The organism is Paenibacillus sp. FSL P4-0127 (assembly GCF_038007325.1).
GTDB classification, from domain to species: domain Bacteria; phylum Bacillota; class Bacilli; order Paenibacillales; family Paenibacillaceae; genus Fontibacillus; species Fontibacillus macerans.
In genome coordinates, this window is record NZ_JBBOWY010000001.1 from 736,915 (window position 1) to 755,492 (window position 18,578).

General features: G+C 54.3%; 13 protein-coding genes and 1 pseudogene. 2 read left to right on the plus strand and 12 right to left on the minus strand.

What is annotated here, in order from left to right:
- Positions 1 to 75 precede the first annotated feature (75 nt).
- Entirely contained in the window at positions 76 to 2,598 is a 2,523-nt protein-coding gene (gyrA, locus tag NYE74_RS03150) for a DNA gyrase subunit A (RefSeq protein ID WP_036618172.1), read from the minus strand.
- 320 nt (positions 2,599 to 2,918) lie between these two features.
- Here gyrA and NYE74_RS03155 point away from each other — a divergent pair, with 320 nt between their 5' ends.
- Positions 2,919 to 3,701: a YheC/YheD family protein gene (locus NYE74_RS03155; protein ID WP_036618174.1), complete on the plus strand. Its 783-nt coding sequence runs from the start codon at positions 2,919 to 2,921 to the stop codon at positions 3,699 to 3,701.
- A gap of 22 nt (positions 3,702 to 3,723) precedes the next feature.
- On the opposite strand, the gene NYE74_RS03160 is transcribed toward NYE74_RS03155, so the two are convergent.
- The 9 genes and pseudogenes from NYE74_RS03160 to NYE74_RS03195 all read right to left on the minus strand — a co-directional run bounded on the left by NYE74_RS03160 (position 3,724) and on the right by NYE74_RS03195 (position 15,497).
- Positions 3,724 to 5,637 carry a DUF2264 domain-containing protein gene (locus NYE74_RS03160; protein WP_124332448.1) on the minus strand — a complete coding sequence of 638 codons (1,914 nt, stop codon included), beginning with the start codon at positions 5,635 to 5,637 and terminating at the stop codon, positions 3,724 to 3,726.
- A gap of 40 nt (positions 5,638 to 5,677) precedes the next feature.
- Positions 5,678 to 6,832 (minus strand): glycoside hydrolase family 88 protein, encoded by a 1,155-nt coding sequence (locus tag NYE74_RS03165; protein ID WP_124332233.1) that lies wholly within the window; start codon positions 6,830 to 6,832, stop codon positions 5,678 to 5,680.
- A 25-nt stretch (positions 6,833 to 6,857) separates the two neighbouring features.
- A complete protein-coding gene (locus NYE74_RS03170) occupies positions 6,858 to 8,693 on the minus strand; it encodes a heparinase II/III family protein (protein ID WP_155619204.1) in 1,836 nt (611 codons plus the stop codon).
- Positions 8,694 to 8,736: 43 nt separating this feature from the next.
- The gene (locus tag NYE74_RS33240; protein ID WP_373281407.1) at positions 8,737 to 9,285 is read right to left on the minus strand and encodes a helix-turn-helix transcriptional regulator; all 549 of its coding nucleotides are present in this window, start codon (positions 9,283 to 9,285) and stop codon (positions 8,737 to 8,739) included.
- A gap of 744 nt (positions 9,286 to 10,029) precedes the next feature.
- Positions 10,030 to 10,356: pseudogene (locus NYE74_RS33245) on the minus strand (response regulator); the annotation flags it as partial.
- On the minus strand, positions 10,356 to 12,194 hold the full coding sequence (locus NYE74_RS03180) for a cache domain-containing sensor histidine kinase (RefSeq protein ID WP_155619206.1): 1,839 nt from the start codon (positions 12,192 to 12,194) through the stop codon (positions 10,356 to 10,358). The gene NYE74_RS03180 and the pseudogene NYE74_RS33245, both read right to left, overlap by 1 nt.
- Before the next feature lie 63 nt (positions 12,195 to 12,257).
- Complete coding sequence (locus tag NYE74_RS03185) at positions 12,258 to 13,685, minus strand: ABC transporter substrate-binding protein (protein WP_316561413.1); 1,428 nt, start codon at positions 13,683 to 13,685, stop codon at positions 12,258 to 12,260.
- Positions 13,686 to 13,754: 69 nt separating this feature from the next.
- A complete protein-coding gene (locus tag NYE74_RS03190) occupies positions 13,755 to 14,594 on the minus strand; it encodes a carbohydrate ABC transporter permease (protein WP_316561414.1) in 840 nt (279 codons plus the stop codon).
- Between the two features lie 18 nt (positions 14,595 to 14,612).
- On the minus strand, positions 14,613 to 15,497 hold the full coding sequence (locus NYE74_RS03195) for a carbohydrate ABC transporter permease (RefSeq protein ID WP_316561415.1): 885 nt from the start codon (positions 15,495 to 15,497) through the stop codon (positions 14,613 to 14,615).
- Positions 15,498 to 15,750: 253 nt separating this feature from the next.
- On the opposite strand from NYE74_RS03195, the gene NYE74_RS03205 reads away from it, so the two are divergent.
- Complete coding sequence (locus tag NYE74_RS03205) at positions 15,751 to 15,942, plus strand: site-specific integrase (protein WP_316561419.1); 192 nt, start codon at positions 15,751 to 15,753, stop codon at positions 15,940 to 15,942.
- A gap of 97 nt (positions 15,943 to 16,039) precedes the next feature.
- On the opposite strand, the gene NYE74_RS03210 is transcribed toward NYE74_RS03205, so the two are convergent.
- Positions 16,040 to 16,501 (minus strand): hypothetical protein, encoded by a 462-nt coding sequence (locus tag NYE74_RS03210; RefSeq protein ID WP_316561416.1) that lies wholly within the window; start codon positions 16,499 to 16,501, stop codon positions 16,040 to 16,042.
- Positions 16,502 to 17,899: 1,398 nt separating this feature from the next.
- Entirely contained in the window at positions 17,900 to 18,394 is a 495-nt protein-coding gene (locus tag NYE74_RS03215) for an AbrB/MazE/SpoVT family DNA-binding domain-containing protein (RefSeq protein ID WP_316561417.1), read from the minus strand.
- Positions 18,395 to 18,578 lie beyond the last annotated feature (184 nt).

Genomic DNA, 18,578 nt, shown 5'->3' on the forward strand with positions numbered 1-18,578 from the left:
CAATCTTTCTTTCTATGATCAACTAAAAAACAGCCTTCCCGCCCTTAAGCTGGGAAGACTGTTTTCATATGCCGCTTATTCTTCAGCGCTATCGGCAGCCGGCTCGGAGCCCGATCCTTCCTGCGGCGGATTTTCGGAAACGGCCGATTCTCCGCCTTCTCCTTCCGGCTCGTCCTCGCTCTTGTCCGTCCGGCAGACGGTCGCTACGGAATCATCCTCACGGATATTGATCAGCTTTACGCCCTGCGTATTCCGGCCCATCGTGGAAATGCCTTCCATGCTGGTCCGGATCAACGTCCCGCTGCTTGTGATGATCATCAAATCTTCCTCGTCCTTAACGACTTTCAGGCCGACGACCGAACCGTTTTTCTCCGTAACGTTGATCGTCTTGATCCCTTTGCCGCCCCGGCTTTGGATCCGGTATTCGGAAACCGGCGTACGTTTGCCGTAGCCTTTGGCGGTTACGATCAACACGTCCTGACCCGGCACCACGACATCCATGCCGATCAGTTCGTCGCCGTCATCCAGCGTAATGCCTTTAACCCCGGTAGCCGATCGGCCCATGGAACGAACGTCGCTTTCCGGGAACCGGATGGACATCCCTTGCGCCGTGCCCATGATGACTTCCTGCTGGCCGTCGGTCAGCTTCACGTCGATCAGCCTGTCGTCCTCGCGCAGATTCACGGCAATCAGGCCGCCTTTGCGGATGTTGATGTAATCTTCGATCGGCGTCTTTTTGACGATCCCCTGCTGGGTCGCAAAGAACAGGTATTTGTCCTCATCAAAACGCTCGACCTCGATCACCGCATTGACGGTCTCGCCCTGTTCGATCTGGATCAGGTTGATGATCGGCGTACCGCGCGCCGTACGGCCCAGCTCCGGAATTTCGTAAGCTTTCAGGCGGTAGGCTTTGCCGCGGTCGGTGAAGAACATCAGATAATGGTGGGAGTTCGTCACGAACAGATGCTCCACAAAGTCATTATCTTTCGTGTCCATCCCCACAACGCCGCGCCCGCCGCGTTTTTGGCTGCGGTAGGTCGTAACCGGCAGCCGTTTGATGTAACCGGTATGCGTAAGCGTGATGACGACCTCTTCCTGCGGAATCAGATCTTCGTCGAGAATGCTCTCTTCGCCGATCGTGATTTCCGTCCGGCGAGGATCGGCGTACTTCTCGCGAATTTCCTGAAGCTCCTGCCCGATAATTTCCAGCACAAGCGATTCATTGGCCAAAATCTCACGGTATTCCGCAATCTTTTGCAGCAGCTCGTTATATTCGCTTTCGATTTTCTCGCGTTCCAATCCGGTCAACCGGCGCAGTCGCATATCGAGGATAGCCTGAGCCTGGTCGAGACTCAAACCGAATTGCGTCATCAAACCTTCGCGGGCTTCTTCATCGGAATTGGAAGCGCGAATCAAGGCGATAACTTCGTCAATATGATCCAAAGCGATGCGCAGGCCTTCCAGGATATGCGCCCGGGCTTCGGCTTTTTTCAAGTCGAATTCCGTGCGCCGGCGAATAACTTCGATCTGGTGCTGCAAATAATGACTAAGGACTTCCTTCAGCGTCAAAAGCTTAGGCTCGTTATTGACGATCGCAATCATGTTGATGCCGAACGTGCTCTGCATCGCCGTATGTTTGTACAAATTGTTCAAGACAACGTTAGGGTTCACATCGCGGCGGAGCTCGATGACGATGCGCATCCCGGTGCGGTCCGATTCATCGCGCAAATCGGTGATGCCGTCAATTCTTTTTTCCCGTACAAGCTCGGCGATTTTCTCTACCAAACGGGCCTTATTGACCATATAAGGAATTTCTTCCACAATGATCCGGGCTTTGTTGTTATGCTCCTCAATTGAGGTTCTAGCCCGCATCGTCACGGCTCCCCGGCCTGTCGTATAGGCCTGCCGAATGCCGGAACGGCCCATGACATAACCTGCCGTCGGAAAATCCGGCCCTTTGATATAATCCATCAATTCCAGCGAACTGATGTCCGGATTTTCGATCAAAGCCTGGACCCCATCGATAACCTCGCCCAAATTATGCGGCGGAATGCTGGTCGCCATCCCGACGGCGATCCCCGAAACCCCGTTTACCAGCAGATTTGGAAAACGCGCCGGCAATACGACGGGCTCCTTCTCCTCACCGTCGTAGTTCGGCATAAAATCAATCGTCTCTTTATTGATATCGCGAAGCATTTCCATTGCGATTTTGGATAAACGCGCTTCCGTATAACGCATCGCTGCAGCAGAGTCACCGTCAATGGAACCAAAGTTGCCATGACCCTCCACCAGCATATTGCGCATGGAGAAATCCTGGGCCATGCGCACCATCGTTTCATAAACTGCAGAATCCCCATGGGGATGGTATTTACCAATGACTTCGCCGACGATTCTCGCCGATTTCTTAAACGGCTTGTCCGGATGCATCCCCAGTTCCGACATCGCAAACAGTATCCGGCGATGCACCGGTTTCAGACCATCCCTTACATCCGGCAATGCACGGCTGACAATAATGCTCATGGCATAATCCATAAAGGATTCGCGCATTTCCACATTGATGTCCCGGTCAATGATTTGAGAGAATTTTTCTTCCGCCATGCTGGACCTCCTTCATTTCTACCCACATGCCAATCTATGGGAAAAGCCCGAAAAACCGCCACTTTCATTATATTACTTTCACAAAGCAAGCTCAATTAAACGTGGGCCGGTTTTCATCACACATTCCATAAGGACAGCAAAAAAATAGGGATGTGTCCACTCCCATCGAAACGTTCGCACATACACTACGGATATAGGCCAAAAAAGCTTATAAAATCCCCATATCTTATAATTATATCATTGTTTATCTCTTCTGTCCTATGTTTTTCGCACTCGGAAATTGGCTCGCAAAGAAGTCTGAGGAAAGGAAGGATCTCGTTTTGGCGATTCAACGCATCGCAAGCAAATGGGAAAAAACGAAAGTAATCCGGCAGAATGAATCACTTCGTCCTTATATCCCGGATACCCGAAAATTCGCTCTGGAGCCTCTCCGGGATATGTTGAACGAGTACGGGTTCGTCTTTGTCAAGCCGGACAATGGAACCTACGGCAACGGCGTCATGAGCGTAGAACTCTGGCGGGATGAACTTGCCCCGGAGAGTCCAATGCAATACAGGTTAAGGTACGGAACGGAATCCGAACTGTTCCCGGCGTTGGAGGAATTGTACGAGGCGCTTGAGAAAAGAATCGGACAGACGCCTTACCTGATTCAAAAAGGGATTCACGCGCTTACGTACCGGCGGCGTAAATTCGACATCCGCGCCCTCGTACAGAGAACCCCGCGCAAAACCTGGGAAACGACCGGATTTATCGGCCGGGTGGCGGCCCAGCAAAAAGTAATCACCAACTATCGGGGCGGCGGCAGCGTCATGCTGATCGAAGATCTTCTGGCTCCTTACACGAACGCCAAAGAATTCGCCCGCCTTTACAAAGAAATGAAATGGATCGGCGAACAGGTGGCGGCCCAGCTGGCCCGTAAATTTCCAAGGCTCAAGGAAATCGGCCTGGACATCGCCATTGACGAATACCATCATATCTGGATTTTGGAGGTGAACACCCTCCCCGCCCTGTTCCCTTTCAAAATGCTGCACCCGAAAGAAGTCTATAAAAAAATCCGGCGTTACGCAGTAGCGTACGGCCGGCTGAAAGCTTCTTCCAAATAGCGAAAACCGTTCATGCGTCTGTTCAATCCATCCGAATCACTTTTACTTGGCCCGTAAACGTTTTGATGCGGATCTCATTTTGCCCCACATCCACCATTCCGGAGGGCTCATGGGCGCTTTCCGGCGAACTGATGCGGGCGCTTTTTTTTGCTCCCGGACAAGCCGGATTTCCGTATATGGCGGCAATCAGCCAATGGTTGCCCGGCCGAAGACGGCCCCGAAGCGTAGGAATGACGGTCCGCGGATACAACACATTCGTGTTGGCGTTCGGGTAAATCAGTTCCGCCCGCTCATACCCTAGTTTGCCGGCGACGCCGCTGCTCCCCAGCGAATTGCCGATCAGCACACCGCCCTCGGACAACGTCCCGGTTTGTTCGCCCTGCGCAGCCGGTTCAAGCCCCAAGGCAAATCCGCCTTCGGCAACGTCCAGCTCCCGGTCCGTGCTGATCCGGTGAATCCGGTAATGCCACGGCAAACCGGCGACGATCCAGGACTCAACGCAAACGTTATGCCACGGTCTCCACCGGGCATAAATGAGGTTCTCCTCAATCCCTGTCTCCTCGTTGCTCCTTCTGACCCGGTACAGATTGTCCCCTTCGCTGAGCGCAAGCATCGAGTCGAAAGCCCCTTGCCCAAGCCCCCACTCCGCTCTCGGCACGCTAAAGCCGAAGGCGGTCGAATAGGCGAATTTTTCATATTTTGCCGATGTATGCGTGTGTTCATTGGTCGAGAGGTGGCCGCTGTTGAACGCGGCGACATGCCCGCTTCCCTCCTGCCGGCAAACGACGAGATGCGGCGGCAGCTGCACCGCGACGGGCCCGGCAGCGGGCAGCGCCTCCTCTTCCGCCTGCCAGAAGGGATGGCTTTCCGGAAAAGCGAGCGGTAAAAAAGCTTTAAAGGCCCAATAAGGCGACCCCGGCGAATTGTAATTTTCGGCCATCACCAGGTTAGGATAAGCGTAACCGACCGTCAGCAGTCCGCCCGCATCCAAAATCGGCTGCCGAAACCACCAGCGCAAATTCCGCAAGACGAGACCTTTGATCACCCCCGGCGAAAAAACGTCAACCTCGGCGTAAGCCAGCGCGCTCCAGAACGCCGACTGGGCAAACCGGTACGCCAGGCTTCTCCCATAGGGCAGCGCCGAGCCGTCCGGTGCAAACCACAACGTGAAATCGGCGGCAAACCGCGCCGCCCTGTCCTTAAAGCGGGCTGCCCGCTCCGGGTCCTCATCCCCCATTAGCTTGGCGTACAGCAAACCGTAAAAATGCAGGGCAAACGGCACGTAGTAATCGCTGTGCCCGCCCGGCCCGTCGCTGTACCAGCCGTCGGATAAGTAAAATTCGTCAATCCGGCTTAAATTGCGCGCCACTTGCTCGCGGTCATACGGAAGTCCGGCCTTATGAAACCCGATATTGACGAGCACCCGGAAAAAAAGCCAGTTGCAATCGTAACAAGCGCGGTGGTTGATCTGATTCAGCCAGGCGTACAGATGCTTCCGTTCCCGCTCATCCAACGGCCCCCAGAATCGCTCCGGAGCCAGCGCCAACGCGAACCCGAACGCCGCCATTTCCACCAGGCGCTGGTCGTAATCGTTCACGTCGCCCCAGTATTCCTCATGATCTGGATCGGTACCGTGGCGGATCCCCTCCAGGCAGATGTCCTCTAACGGGATTTCCCCGCCCCCCGCCAGAAAAGGCACCAAGCCCCACAACAATCGGGAAAAACCCTCCATCCCGGCGACGGAGTCCGGATACCCCGCTCCCGCCGCTCCCAGTTTTAAACGGGCGCGGCCGCCCGTGTAATATCCCATCAGCGGCCCGGTAAGCTGCTGGAACGCCGCCTGCAGGTCCCGCCGCGCGGCCAAAGGATTTTCCCGAATGGACTTCGAAATTGCCCCCGTTTGTATCCCTTTTCCTTTTCCTTTTCCTTTTCCCATTTCCGCCGCCATGTTCCGACGCTCCTCTCCGCAAATGCGCCTATTCCCAATAAAAAGGCCCTTTCCCCAGCAGCCGGGCCAGCCCTTCGACATAGAAGAAGTCCCCATAGATCAGCGGCACATCGACGTTTTTACCTTCCGGATAATGACCCGTGCCGTGCAAAATCAAACCTTCCTCGCGTTCATCGTCCCAAGCGCCGTAGTTCCGGTACAACGAATCCAGAATGCGGATCGCCGCCTCCCGGTAAACCGCGGACTCCAAAGGATCGACTTGATCCGCCAGCAGCAGCAGGCCGCTGGCCGCGCAGGCCCCCGCCGAGGAGTCGCGGATATGGCGGAGCTCCTGCGGCGCGCGAAAATCCCATGGCGGCACATGGTCCTCCGGCAGCCCGGCCAGAAAGAAGTGGGCGGCCTGTTTGGCCGCGTTAAGATACGCCGGCTTGCCGGTGTGATGATATGCCAGCGTCAAGCCGTAAATCGCCCAGGCCGTACCCCTGGACCAGGCCGACTCCGGCGCATATCCTTGGCCGCCGAGGGGTTCGAGGCGCTCGCCCGTTTCCGCATCGAACCGGACGATGTGGTACACCGAACCATCGGGGCGGATAAAATGCTCCAGCACCGTATCCATATGCGCCTCCGCAATATGGCGGTAGCGGGGATCGCCCGTGTTGGCCGAAGCCCAGAACAAGAGAGCCGTGTTCATACTGCAATCGATAATGGCGATCCCGGCATTGTCCTCTCCTTCGGTCCACGGATTCCAAGCCCGAATGTAGCGCCCCTTCAGGTTAAAGCGAGCCGCCAAATAATTGGCCGCTTTCAGCGCGCGGACGCGCGACTGCTCCTTGCCCAGCAGCTTATACGAAGCTACGCTCGTTAAAATCCACATAAAGCCGGCGTCATGATCCAGCCTCGTATACCCGTCGAGCACGTCGTCCAGCGTCTCCTCGCACCGCTCGGCCAGCGCCTTGAGACGCTCATCCCGGGCGCCGTTGTACAGCAGCCATAAAATCCCCGGCCAAAACCCGGCCGTCCACCAGCCCGGATCGGCAAGCTCGTATGCCCCGTTATGGCTGGCGTGAGGGAATCCCGCTCCGATCCGCCCGCTGGTTCTTTGTATTTTTCGCAGCGCCTTGCCCCATGCTTCCTCCGCCCAATCCGCCCGGTTCCTATCCAGCGTGTGTTCCGCTGCTTGCATGCCATCCACCTTCCCCTTTCGTTGTTCAAACAAATTCGAATTTCAGCCGCACCCGCTCTGTTAATCCCGGCTGCTTGACGATAAAATCAAGCGAATACCAGGTTTCGTCCCGGCCGAAATGATTGCGGAACGTGTGCGGCTGCGCGGCCGGCTCGAGACGCTGCCCGTCATAAACGATGCGCAGCGCCCGCTTCCCGCCGCCGGTTCGTGCCAGCAGGACCTCGCCGTTTCCGTTCATCACCGGCCGAAGCGGCGTCACCACTCGCTCCGCCAGCGCTTCCGGTTGTAAGACAAACCGGAATTCATCGGTCAGCTCCAGCGCCGGCAGCTCCATTTTGTCCCAGACAAACGACCGGGTGAATCGCTTTAGCCCCGGCTCTTCATAAGCTCCGGTCAAATCAAGCCGCAGCTCATCCCGCGTTCCACCGGTGGCCGCCTCCAATACGACCGCCGCGTGCCGCTCCCCTTCGGCCTGATGCCGGCCGTTGATGATCGGCACCGAATGACCCTGCGACCCGTTGCAATCATAGCGGTACCTGCCTGCTCCGAAATAATCGGCGGTATATTCGCCGCTGCCCAAATCCGCGGCAAAGGTGTCCCCGTCTGCGATCAGGATGAAATGCCCCAGGTCGTTATGGTTGTGCGGCTCCCCGTTGTGCCCGCCCTTGGCGGCAAAGCCAAACGCTCCGGCCGCGCTCCGGTGCCGGGAGACCAGCCACTGGGCATCGGGCAAATCATAGCTCACCGCAGGCCAATCGCGGTCCTGCTCCCCTTCCGCCGCACCATCCTTCCAAATCAGGTTGCGGAAGGCCGGCGCCCAGCGGCTGCAATGGTCGTCCCGGTAATCGGCCCGCAGGCCGGGCGGAGGAAGCTGCACGCTCTTGTAACGGCGGGCGAGCTCATGAGATAACCCGATCTGCACGCGGCAATGGGGGACGGCATCGGAGAAATTGGCCACCCGGTCACCGCCGAGGTAGCATTTTTGCTGAAACTCCGCGATCCGCCGCACCTTGTCCCCGGCAAACCAGTCGGCCTCTCCTAACGTGCGCCGGGCGAGCAAATCGGCAAAATATACGAAATAGCCGAACCCGTAGTTCCAATACCCGGGCCCTTCCGGGCAGGCCCCGTCCGCGCCGAAGCCTTGCAGGTAGCATTCCAGGCTGGCATGCACGCGCTCCAGGATGGCGCTCAAAGCCTCCGGGTCCCGCAGCAGCAGCAGCGCGGCGGCGCCGACGGAACCGGCGCATACGGCCGCCCAATTATGCCTGGCCGTCTCCCATTCGTACGGCCCGTTCCGCAGGAAAGGCTCGAACAACCGCCGGTTCACTTCCGCCTCGATGCGCGTTTGCAGCAGCCTGGGCAGCCTTCCCTGCAGCAGCAAGGCGATTTCGCCAAGCGTAAACCCGGTTTCGGCCGCAAACAAGTCGATGGCCCTTTCATGTCCGTCCGCGCCGAGATGGGCCGGCAGGCACCATGTATACTCGCCGCAGACCGACCAAATCATGTCCAGCAGCTCGTGTTCCGCAACCTGATCGTCCGGATCAAGCAGGGCCAGCAAAGCGAATGTATTCAGCCGCCGTCTCCGCTCAAAGTAAACCCGCTCATACTCCAGCCGCGTCCCCCGCTGCGCAAAGACCGCAAACAACGAATAGGCGAGCTCCGGATTTTGTTCGTGCCGCAGCCGTTCCGCTTCCGCCCGGATTTCCCGAACCTCTTCCCGGTACTCCCCGGACTCCCTCACCCGCCGCCAAAACGCGGCCTGTTCTCCGCCTGGATAATACAAACGAAGGTCAGCCGGAGCCATACGCCCTACGATCGCAAGCCAATCCTCACGTTCCAACGTTCGTCCCAACGAATTCATGATGATCCCATCCTCCGCTTCAGCGCCAGATTCCAAACGCCCTTCATCTCCGGTACTCCATTGGAGTGGCGCCCGTGTAACCTTTGAACGTTTTAATAAAATAACTCTGATTGTCGTAACCGAGCATTTCGCCGATCTCCCCGACAGAATGCCGGGTCCCGTCCAGCAGTTCCTTGGCCCGCTCCATTTTCATGCGCGTAATATACTCTATGAAGGTCATGCCGGTTTCCTTCTTGAACAGCCGGCTGAAATAGCTCGGGTTCAAATGCAGATGCCCGGCCGCCTCGTCGAGGCTGATCCGCGTATGAAGGCGAAGGGAGACGTACCGGCAGGCCTCCGCCACCTCGGTTCGCCGGCTCGCCCCCGAACCCGCCTCCGTCAGGGCTGCAATCCGCTCCAAATGCCCCTTCAACCAAGCGCCAAGCTCGGACAGCGAATAAATGTCGACCAATTCCTTATGCAGGGACTCGGCGGAATAAGACGGGCGGATCGAATGCAGCGAATGCAGCTTCAGCTTCAAATCGAGCAGCAGCTTCAGCGTCCAGTCTTTGACGGTCTCCGGCGAATAACGCGCCCGGCCGATCATGGACATCCATTGGTCCGTTATGCTTCCGGCCAGAGAGGGATTTTTGCCGAGCAGCGCTTCCCTCAGCTCCGCGTTGGCCCGGTCATAAAAAGCGAACAGATTCGGCCGCTCGCCATCCCCCGCGCTATCCAAGGCCTTTTCGCTCCGTTTGGCAATTTCCCCGGGTTCCAGATAAAATCTCACGCTTTCGCCGTTAAGCAGCTCGCCAAGCTTCTGTTTCAGGCTTTCCGCACCGCCGCAGCTCTCTCCCAGCACAAAGGACATGCCGACCTTAAGCACGCGGCGCAGCGTAGATTGCATCTCCTGCAGGCATGCGGCCGCTTCGTCCGCGGCGTTCCGCTTCAGCGATGGCGTATGAGAGAACAGCAAAATCGACGTCCCCGCGTCATATCTGACGTGAAGGCCTTGCAGCGGCAGCCCGTTCCATACTTCCCCCAGCACGTTGCCAATCGCAAAATGCAGCGTCCGGTCCGATGCGAAGCGGTGCTTCACCGTCTGATAATTCTCCACGTAACCGATCGCCGGCAAACAGGACTGCCCGGGCAGAAACAGTCCGTATTCCCGCGCTTCCTGCTCCCACTTCTGCGCCGAGAAAAGCGGCTGATCGATCAGGCTCGCCAGCAGCTGCTCCTTGCGCAGCTCGCTCGTCTCCACGACCAGATGCTTCATGCGCGATTGCTCCCAGCCGTTGTGCGCCTCTTCATCCATATGGTCCTTGAACCGGCGCAGCACCGCGGCCACATCCTCCGGATCGAGCGTATCCTTCAGCAAATAATCCTGCACATTCAGCCGCATCGCCTGCTGGGCGTATTCGAATTCGCTGTGGCAGGACAAAATGGCGATCCGCACATGCGGAGACATCCCCCGGATTCGAGCCGACAGCTCCAGTCCGTCCATCCTGGGCATCCCGATGTCCGTGATCAGAATGTCCGGCATTTCCCGCTGCGCCTGCTCCCAGGCGCTCCAGCCGTTTTCGTAGGAACCCATTAAATGTAACCCCAGCCCTTCCCAAGGAATCGCCTCCGACAGCAATTGGGTAACGGGATAATCGTCGTCCACGAGCATAACGTTATACATCAGCGCTCCCCCTTATTGTGAGGAATGTACATCTCGATCACCGTTCCAAGTCCCGGCTCGCTGCGAATTTCCACGTGGAACAATGGCCCGAACCTCAAGCGCATCCGCTCCATCACATTGTGCAGGCCCATCCCGGAAAAATGGCCTTTTTGCTTTAAACCGGCTCGCTCTGCCGCCGCCTCCGTATCGTTCATCCTGCGCAGCGTGGCTTCAAGCTTCGCTTCTTCCATCCCGGCGCCGTTATCCTCGACGGTGAGCAGCAAACCGCTCCTTTCCATCGAGGCGGCGATCCTGATCATGCCGGCCTGCTGCGTGAGCCCGTGGATCAGCGCGTTTTCTACAAGCGGCTGCAGGATGAGCCGCGGCACCTTCACGAGAAAAGCCTCCGGCCCAACCGCAAGCTCCAGCGTCACTTCCTGCTTCTGGCGCAAATTCATCAGCCGCACGTAATGCGAAACAAGTTCGATTTCCTCATGCAGCGTGATCTCATCCTCTTCCCGGCTGATCGTCATCCGCAGCAGCGTGGACAGCGAACCGATCATTTTTGCGCTCTCGAGATCGCCCTGCTTCATCACTTTCATGCGAATCGAGTTGAGCACGTTAAACAAAAAATGCGGGTTGATCTGCGCCTGCAGCATTTTCAGCTCCGCCGTCCGTTTGCGGGCCTGGGTCGCGGAAATTTCCGCGATCATTTCCTTTACCCGGTCCAGCATCTGGTCGAACAACAACCCCAGCCGCCCGATTTCATCATTGCCGCGAACGCCGGAGCGCACCTCCAGGTTGCCCCGCTGCACCGCCGAAGCCGCCTTGCCGAGCCGCACTAGCGGTCTGGTGAACGTTCTAACCAATACGATCAGCATCGCCATGAACACGATAAACGAGATGATCTGAAACAAGAACACGCGGTTGAAAATCGAGCTGATATTAACCGTCGCCTCCTGGTAGGGTTGGGTCAGGATCAGCCGCCAGCCGTTCAGGGCGATGCTCTGCTCGGCCACAAGCCGCGTTTCCCCATCGTCCCGCGAAATAAAGGCGGTTTCCAACGCCGCATGCCCATGCCCAGCCCCAAACCCCAGCCGCTCCTGCTTCCCGACGGGATACATGCCGCCGATGTTGTCCTTGTTCCGGTCCGCCATGATCCTCCCCGCGGCATCCACCAAGCGCACCTCCTGGCCCGCGGTCAGTTCGCTGAAAATATCGCTGACCTGATCCTCCATCACCGTCACGACGACATACCCGTAAATGTCCGAATTAGCCAGCCGCAGCGTACGCGCTACCGACACCTGGTACGGATGGTCGAACCGGTCGTACTTGAATTTCGTCGGCTCCGCGCCAATCCAATAAGAATCCAACCCCTGCAGCTCGTCGAGCTGTTCGAACCAGGGTTCCTGCAGCAAATCGAGCGGGTTGTAATCGCTTACGGAATAATTCATAAAATAAGATCCGTCGGTGAGCAGCACCGTTACATAGCTTTTTTCGCCAACCACGGTCAGGCTGTCCAGTTGTTCCAGCACGCGGTTCGCGTCAGTAAATTTCCGGTAAGGGTCCGGCTCCTTATATCCGGAGGCCACCAGCTTGAAATACGTGTTCAACCCCGCATTGACCTGGATGTAATTGGCGATGTCCAGCATGCCTTTTAATAAATGGGTCACCGAGCCGTTTACCAACTCGAGCGAATTTTCCGCATTGGCGATGGCCTGCTGCTTGACCGCCTTTTGCGTCAGCGCATGATACACGTTTAAGGTAAAGGCAGCGGGAACGAGAATGCAGACCACCGCGGCCAAAATCAATTTCGCGCGAATCGTCCGGGGCGCAAAGTGGCTGAGCCGCTTGAACATTTCACCTCTCCCCTTAGCGAAAAGGGGGGCGATGCCGCCCCCTGTTTTGGATCATTTTACCACTCATTTTTTGTTGGATTCAATAATTTGGTTAACGCGCTCCTGACAATTTTTGATCGTCGTATCGATATCCTGGTTGCCCAAAATCAGCTTCTCGTACTCCTCGTTGATCGCCTTGTACACCTCGGCCTGGTACGAAGAAGGCGGGATGATCGCGGAAGCCTTGGAGGCCATCAGCGTGTTCACCAGCGACTCTTTGTCGACCTTCTCCGGATTTTTCGTGCCGGCCAGAATCGTATCGATGATGCCGGTGATTTCCTCAGAGCTTACGCCGTTCCACGCCGGAATGTTCTTGCCCTGCACAACTTGCCCTTCCGTCGTATACCAGCGGACAAAGCGGTACGCCTCTTCCTTGTGCTGCGATTTGGCGGCGACGGCCACATAATCGGTGGTCACCGGCGTCAGGCCGATTTCATCCTCGGGGTTGTTTTTCGGGAACGGAGCGACCGCCACGTTAAAATTCAACGGGACTTTGTCGGTGCCGCCGATTTCCGTGTTCATCCAGCTCCCGATTGTCAGCATGCTGGCCGATTCGTTGAAAAACTGCGTCCGGTAAGCGAGCTTTTGCGAGATCATATCGGTATACGGCACGGAAGACTGGTCTTCTTTCTCCATCCGCACGCGCAGCTCCAGCGATTTGCGGAAATTCGGGTCATCCAGATTGGAAGAGCCGTCCGCTTTCAGAAAATCGGCATTTTTCGGCTGATTCATCATTAGCAGCTTGACGTATTCCATCCATCCGCCGGCTTGCGGCCCGTGGAAATACGTTCCATAGCGTTTGTTTGCACCTTCCCCTTGGGTCAGCTTTTTCGCATAGTCGGCATATTCGTCCCAGGTCCAGTCGGCAGGCACCGGAAGTCCCGCCGCTTCAAGATGATCTTTGTTCAACAGCACGTACCATGGATTAAACTTCCCTGGAAGCGCATACACTTTACCGTCCAAATGAGTGTCCACTTTGTAATCCTCTTCCACGGTGTACCCGTCTTTGGTGATGTAATCGTCGAGCGGCTCGGCCATGCCCAACGCCACACGCTGTGCGTATCCGGCGGCATCGCTGAACATCAGGATGTCCATTTGCGCCGATGAGGCCGCTTCCAGGTCCAGCTTTTTGAACGCCTCCTGGGTGTCTCCTTTTTCGCTTAGCTGCACCAGTTCGACCGTCACGCCCGGATTAGCCTGCTCATAGGCCTCCAGCGTGTGCTTCCAGTTGTACGCTTCCTCGGTCCCGTAGGTGTACAAGCGAAGATTCACCTTGCCGCCGCCATCACCGGATTTCCCTCCTTCTGCAGCTTGAGAGCCCCCAACGTTGCCTCCGTCTCCCTGATTGGCACTGCCGCCCCCACAGCCCGCCAGCAGCCCGATCAGCAGCATCATGGCCAGCACGGCCGACCATAACTTTACCTGCTTTGCCCCCGTTTTCCGTTTGTTCATGTGTTACCCCTCCTTGGTCAGGATATATATGGATTCCCCCGGACGGTTCGTATGTCTTTTCTTATGCCTTTAACCTTTCACCCCGCCGAGAGCAATTCCTTCAATCACGCTTTTTTGCCCGATGATGAAAATAATCAGGAGCGGAAAGATCGCGGACACCGCCCCGGCCATAATCAGCGAATAAAACTCCCCGCTCATGGACGTGAACTTCTGCATCGCCAGCGGCAGCGTAAACCATTTATCGGTCCGTAGAAAAATCAACGGATTCTGATAATCGTTCCATGTCCAGATAAAACGCAAGATCGCATAAGTCGCCACGGCCGGCTTCACCAGCGGCAGACCGATCGAACGGAAAATCCGGAAATGCCCGGCCCCGTCGATTTTCGCCGACTCGATGAAATCCTGGTGTACGCCCATAAAAAACTGCCGCAGCATAAACGTCCCCAGCACGCTGAAGCTGCTGATGATGATCAGGCCGAGATGGCTGTCGAACAGCCCGATGTTGCGGTACAAAATAAACTGCGGCACCAAAATCGCCTGGCTCGGAATCATATAGGTGGCCAGCACGATCAAGAACAGCCCCTGGCTGGCGGCGAACTTGATCTTGGAGAAGCCGTAGGCCGCCAGGCTGGAGACAAGGCTGGAAATAAACGTCGTCGCCACAGCGACCTTAATCGAATTCCAGTAATACACGTAAAACGGATAGTCGCCGAACCACACCTCTTTGTAATTTTCCACCGCGTTCCAGGTCCGGGGAATCCATTCAATCGGGTAAACGAAAACCTCCGTTTCGATTTTGAACGACGTCATCAGCATCCAGAAGAAAGGGAGCAGAAACAGGATGCTTGCGGCAAACATCAGCAGGGTCAGAACGGCCCTCGGCCACTCGATACGGCGGCTCGTCATCATCTAAGCCCACTCCTTTCCTCAGTAGTTGACCCATTTTTTCTGGGCGATCCATTGGATGAACGTAATCAGCATAACCAGCCCGAACAGCACCGTGGCGATGGAGGAGGCGTAGCCCACTTTCAAATTCACGAAGGCCGTATCGTACAGATACCACACCATCATCGTCGTCGAACCGATCGGTCCTCCCTGGGTTAATACAGCGATGATATCAAACACTTTAAACGTGGAAATGATCCCGGTGACCATCAGGAAAAAAGACGTCGGCGACAGCAGCGGAAACGTAATGCGGCGGAATTTCACCCACCCGTTGGCGCCGTCGATATCGGCGGCTTCGTACAGGTCCTTGGGGATCGATTGAAGCCCGGCGATGTAAATGATCATGTTGAAGCCGATGGAGATCCAGACCGTGATCATCATGATCGAGATGAGCGCATAATTCGGATCGGCGATCCATTTTGGCGGATTGGCGAAGCCGACCGTTTTCAGCAGCTCGTTGATCGGACCGTAGGAAGGCTGAAACAGCACCTGCCAGACGACAGCCACGGCGACGATGTTGGAGATGTAAGGCATGAAGTAAGCCACCTTGAAATAGCCCTTCATGTACACGTAGCGGTCGATCAAAATGGCCAGCACCATCGAAATCAGCATATAGGCCGGGACGGTCAGCAGAAAAATCAAATTGTTGCGGAGCGAACGAATAAACATCGAATCTTCCATCAGGTTGCGGAAATTTTCCAAGCCGACAAAGCGGATGCCGTCCCAGCCCTGCACGAAATTCCAGTCCGCAAACCCGAGCACCAGCGTGGCGAGAATCGGCATCAGTACCAGCACGGACACGCCCAACAGCATCGGGCTGACGAACAATAATCCGGCGATCGTTTCGCCGCGCTGCAACGATTTCATCATAGAAATCACCTCGGAAAGGAGTAGTAAGCTCTTGCGTACCTCCATATTAAAAAAAATACCGCCACCACAGTGACGGTATTTTGATCAATTTCACGCTGATTTTTACTTTTTCGCCCACCCGCCCCCGTGAAGTCCCCCCTGATACTTTATATCCGCCGCCGCCGAATTTCCCCCTGGCATGCAGCACGGTCATAACGACTTCGAGCGTCGATTTCTGCAGCTTCTCATTCAGCGGATCACCGTGCAACACATGCTGTATAAATTCGGTGTCCACCCACACCGATTGAGACATACGTTCTGCCGTGAACTCGTCAGCACCCCCGGTATAGATATCGCCACGGCCGCGGAGCTGGCCGGACACGCCGACATTAACGTAACCCGGCGATACGCGAAACCGACAGAGACAGAAATCATAAAGGCAGTTGATCAAGCTTTTACGTAAGCCCTGCCTACAGTGAAAAGACGAGTAAAGGTGGTATCCTTTACTCGTCTTTTTCTATTTATCCCAAAACCATAACTTGAATATTCAATTCTACCTATTAGTTGTTTGGACCCCAATCATAGGCCGAAATATCTCCATTCGCCTTGCCAACAACTTTAAAATGCAAATCTTTACCAACCGGCAAATTTGTAAAGTAGTCGGTTTTTGAACTGCTGCCTAAATTCATCGTGGCAATAACATAATCGTCACCAAGCCAATTTGTTTGCACTACTTGCAATTTAAAGTTGTTACTTCCACTATTCGGTGACCAAACCACTTTAACAGAGTTATTATTCAATGTGAAATACCCAAAATCATAACTACTAGAAACTTTGAGACTCCCATTTACAATAAGTCTCTCATTACCCATGTAAGGCACAATCACACTTTGCCCACTAAGAGAATTATTGTCACGTGGGATGAAGGAGTCATTGGCAGATGCAGATATAGGTCCAGCCAATGAAGATACCACTAAAGCAGATGCAATTGTAGCTACTACTCTTCTTTTAAATCCTTTCATGAGCAACTCCCCCAATACAGGAATATTATGGTACAATATTAATTATAAAATATATTTACCAGGATAGCAATAAGAAAGGATAAATTTTCAAAATGGTGAAGATTTTAAGAAAAAGAAACCTAATGATTTTAGGTTTCATAATTCTTCTATTTGGAGTGTACACGATTGATTGGAGCGGGACGCCACAACCTGTAAAAGTAGTTAATCACTATCTAATGTTAGTTCAAAAGAAAGATGCTCAGGACGCCTATCAAATGTTGTATCTCCAAAATAAGAACAGTAAATTATATTTTGAGACGTACAAAAAGAGTATATACAGTGATCCATTGATCGAATACAAAATTAAAGGCTCTTCAAAAATAAACAAAAAGACTTATTACGTATCGACATATATAAATATGGATGGTTGGAAAACAGATTATACCTTCGAAGTAAGGAAAATCGATGGTAAATGGAAGATTGTATACTAAAGCAGCTGTTGTGGGCTAAGAAAATAGTAAGACCGCCGGCGTGGATTGCCACATCACGGATTGGGCCGGACACGCCGACATTAACATAACCAGGCGATACGCCAAGCCAACGGGGGCTGATCAAGCATTTATGTAACCTCTTCTTGCGGTATAATGTGCTTGTTAATTCCGGTCAGAATCCCGACCAGCTTCGGCACCCCGTCCAACAGCTTCAAGCACAATTCAAGAATGGACACGGCCTCACCCCCTTTAGGGCTGGCTTCGCCGCGTCCACCCACCGGTGCACCTCGTCCATTGTATTATACCAATTCCTTGAAAATGATCGAAGCTAATTCAAAGGGCTGATACTCTCCGCACTCCCGGGCCACGTCGCTGCATGTGTCTGTATACATAATCTGATTAAGCCGGCGAACTGCAGCTTGAAAAATGTATACAGAATTAGACCCCAGGCGCAACTCGCTGAAGATCCGGATTCGTTTCTGTATACAAAAAAATCTCTGGCCAGCCACTCCGAAGCGATCCGGCCAACAAAAAAGCACTCGAATGGGGAAACCCATTCGAGTGCTTCAGCCAATTACGACCCCAGAAAGTATTTGATAAGCTCCTTATTTTTTTCTGAAAAAATACTCTATTAACAACAAAACAAATGCAAACAACGAAACTACCAATGAAAAATAGAACGGAAGTAGTAAATGATTATCACTAATGAGTGTCCATAGTTTCCCATAGCTTTCACGCCATACTGTTAAGTTTTGGGAGTATTTAAATCCATACCCTAATATAGTCAAACATACAATAACCCCGCAATACAATAAAGCGATGCTAATAATTGTTCTCTTCATTTTTTAGCGCCCTTCCGTTGATGAATATTCGCTTCCATTCCAGCCGGTTACATAGCATACGTTCGTATTCAAACATACATTTTCTATTAGCTCTCTACTGATTTCATAGCACGAAGTAGTTGACTGACTCTCGACGGCGAAACGCCGATCCTGTTCGCCCACTTGGATTGATTTTCAGACGGGTAGGTAGCCATCACTTCATTGAGCTTTCGGATTAATTCACTCGTCTTTTGCCGGTGTCGCCGTGCAGCTCCTGCGTCGGGATCGTTTCGATTTTCCAACGCCACCGCAATTTCCATGTTGGCCGATTGTTGACTCCCAACTTGCTGTGTAGGGGACAGTTCCTGTAAGCATGCCGTGCAAATGAAGCGTTCCCGGAAGTATATAAGCTGCTCCATCGATTGGCAGAACAGGCACTCTTGCGTCCGGTACGGGCGCATCATGATTCTTTGGGATTCATTGTCAACAAAAAACTCTATGGTATCGCCATGGCCTATCCCAATAAAACGGCGCAATTCAATAGGAATAACGATTCTCCCAAGCTCATCAAGTGCCCTGACAATCCCGATGCTTCTTATCATTCCTGATTCCCCCGCTCCTAGTAGAAAAACCACCGGGACCTTATGTGGAATCCGGTGGTTTTAGCTGATATGTAAATTATAGCGACTTGCCTGATAGAGACTCGAATTAACCTCCATAATGGAAGCCGAACGTCCCCATAAGCGGTCCTGTACTTACTCCTACACTTACCACCAATACGGATAG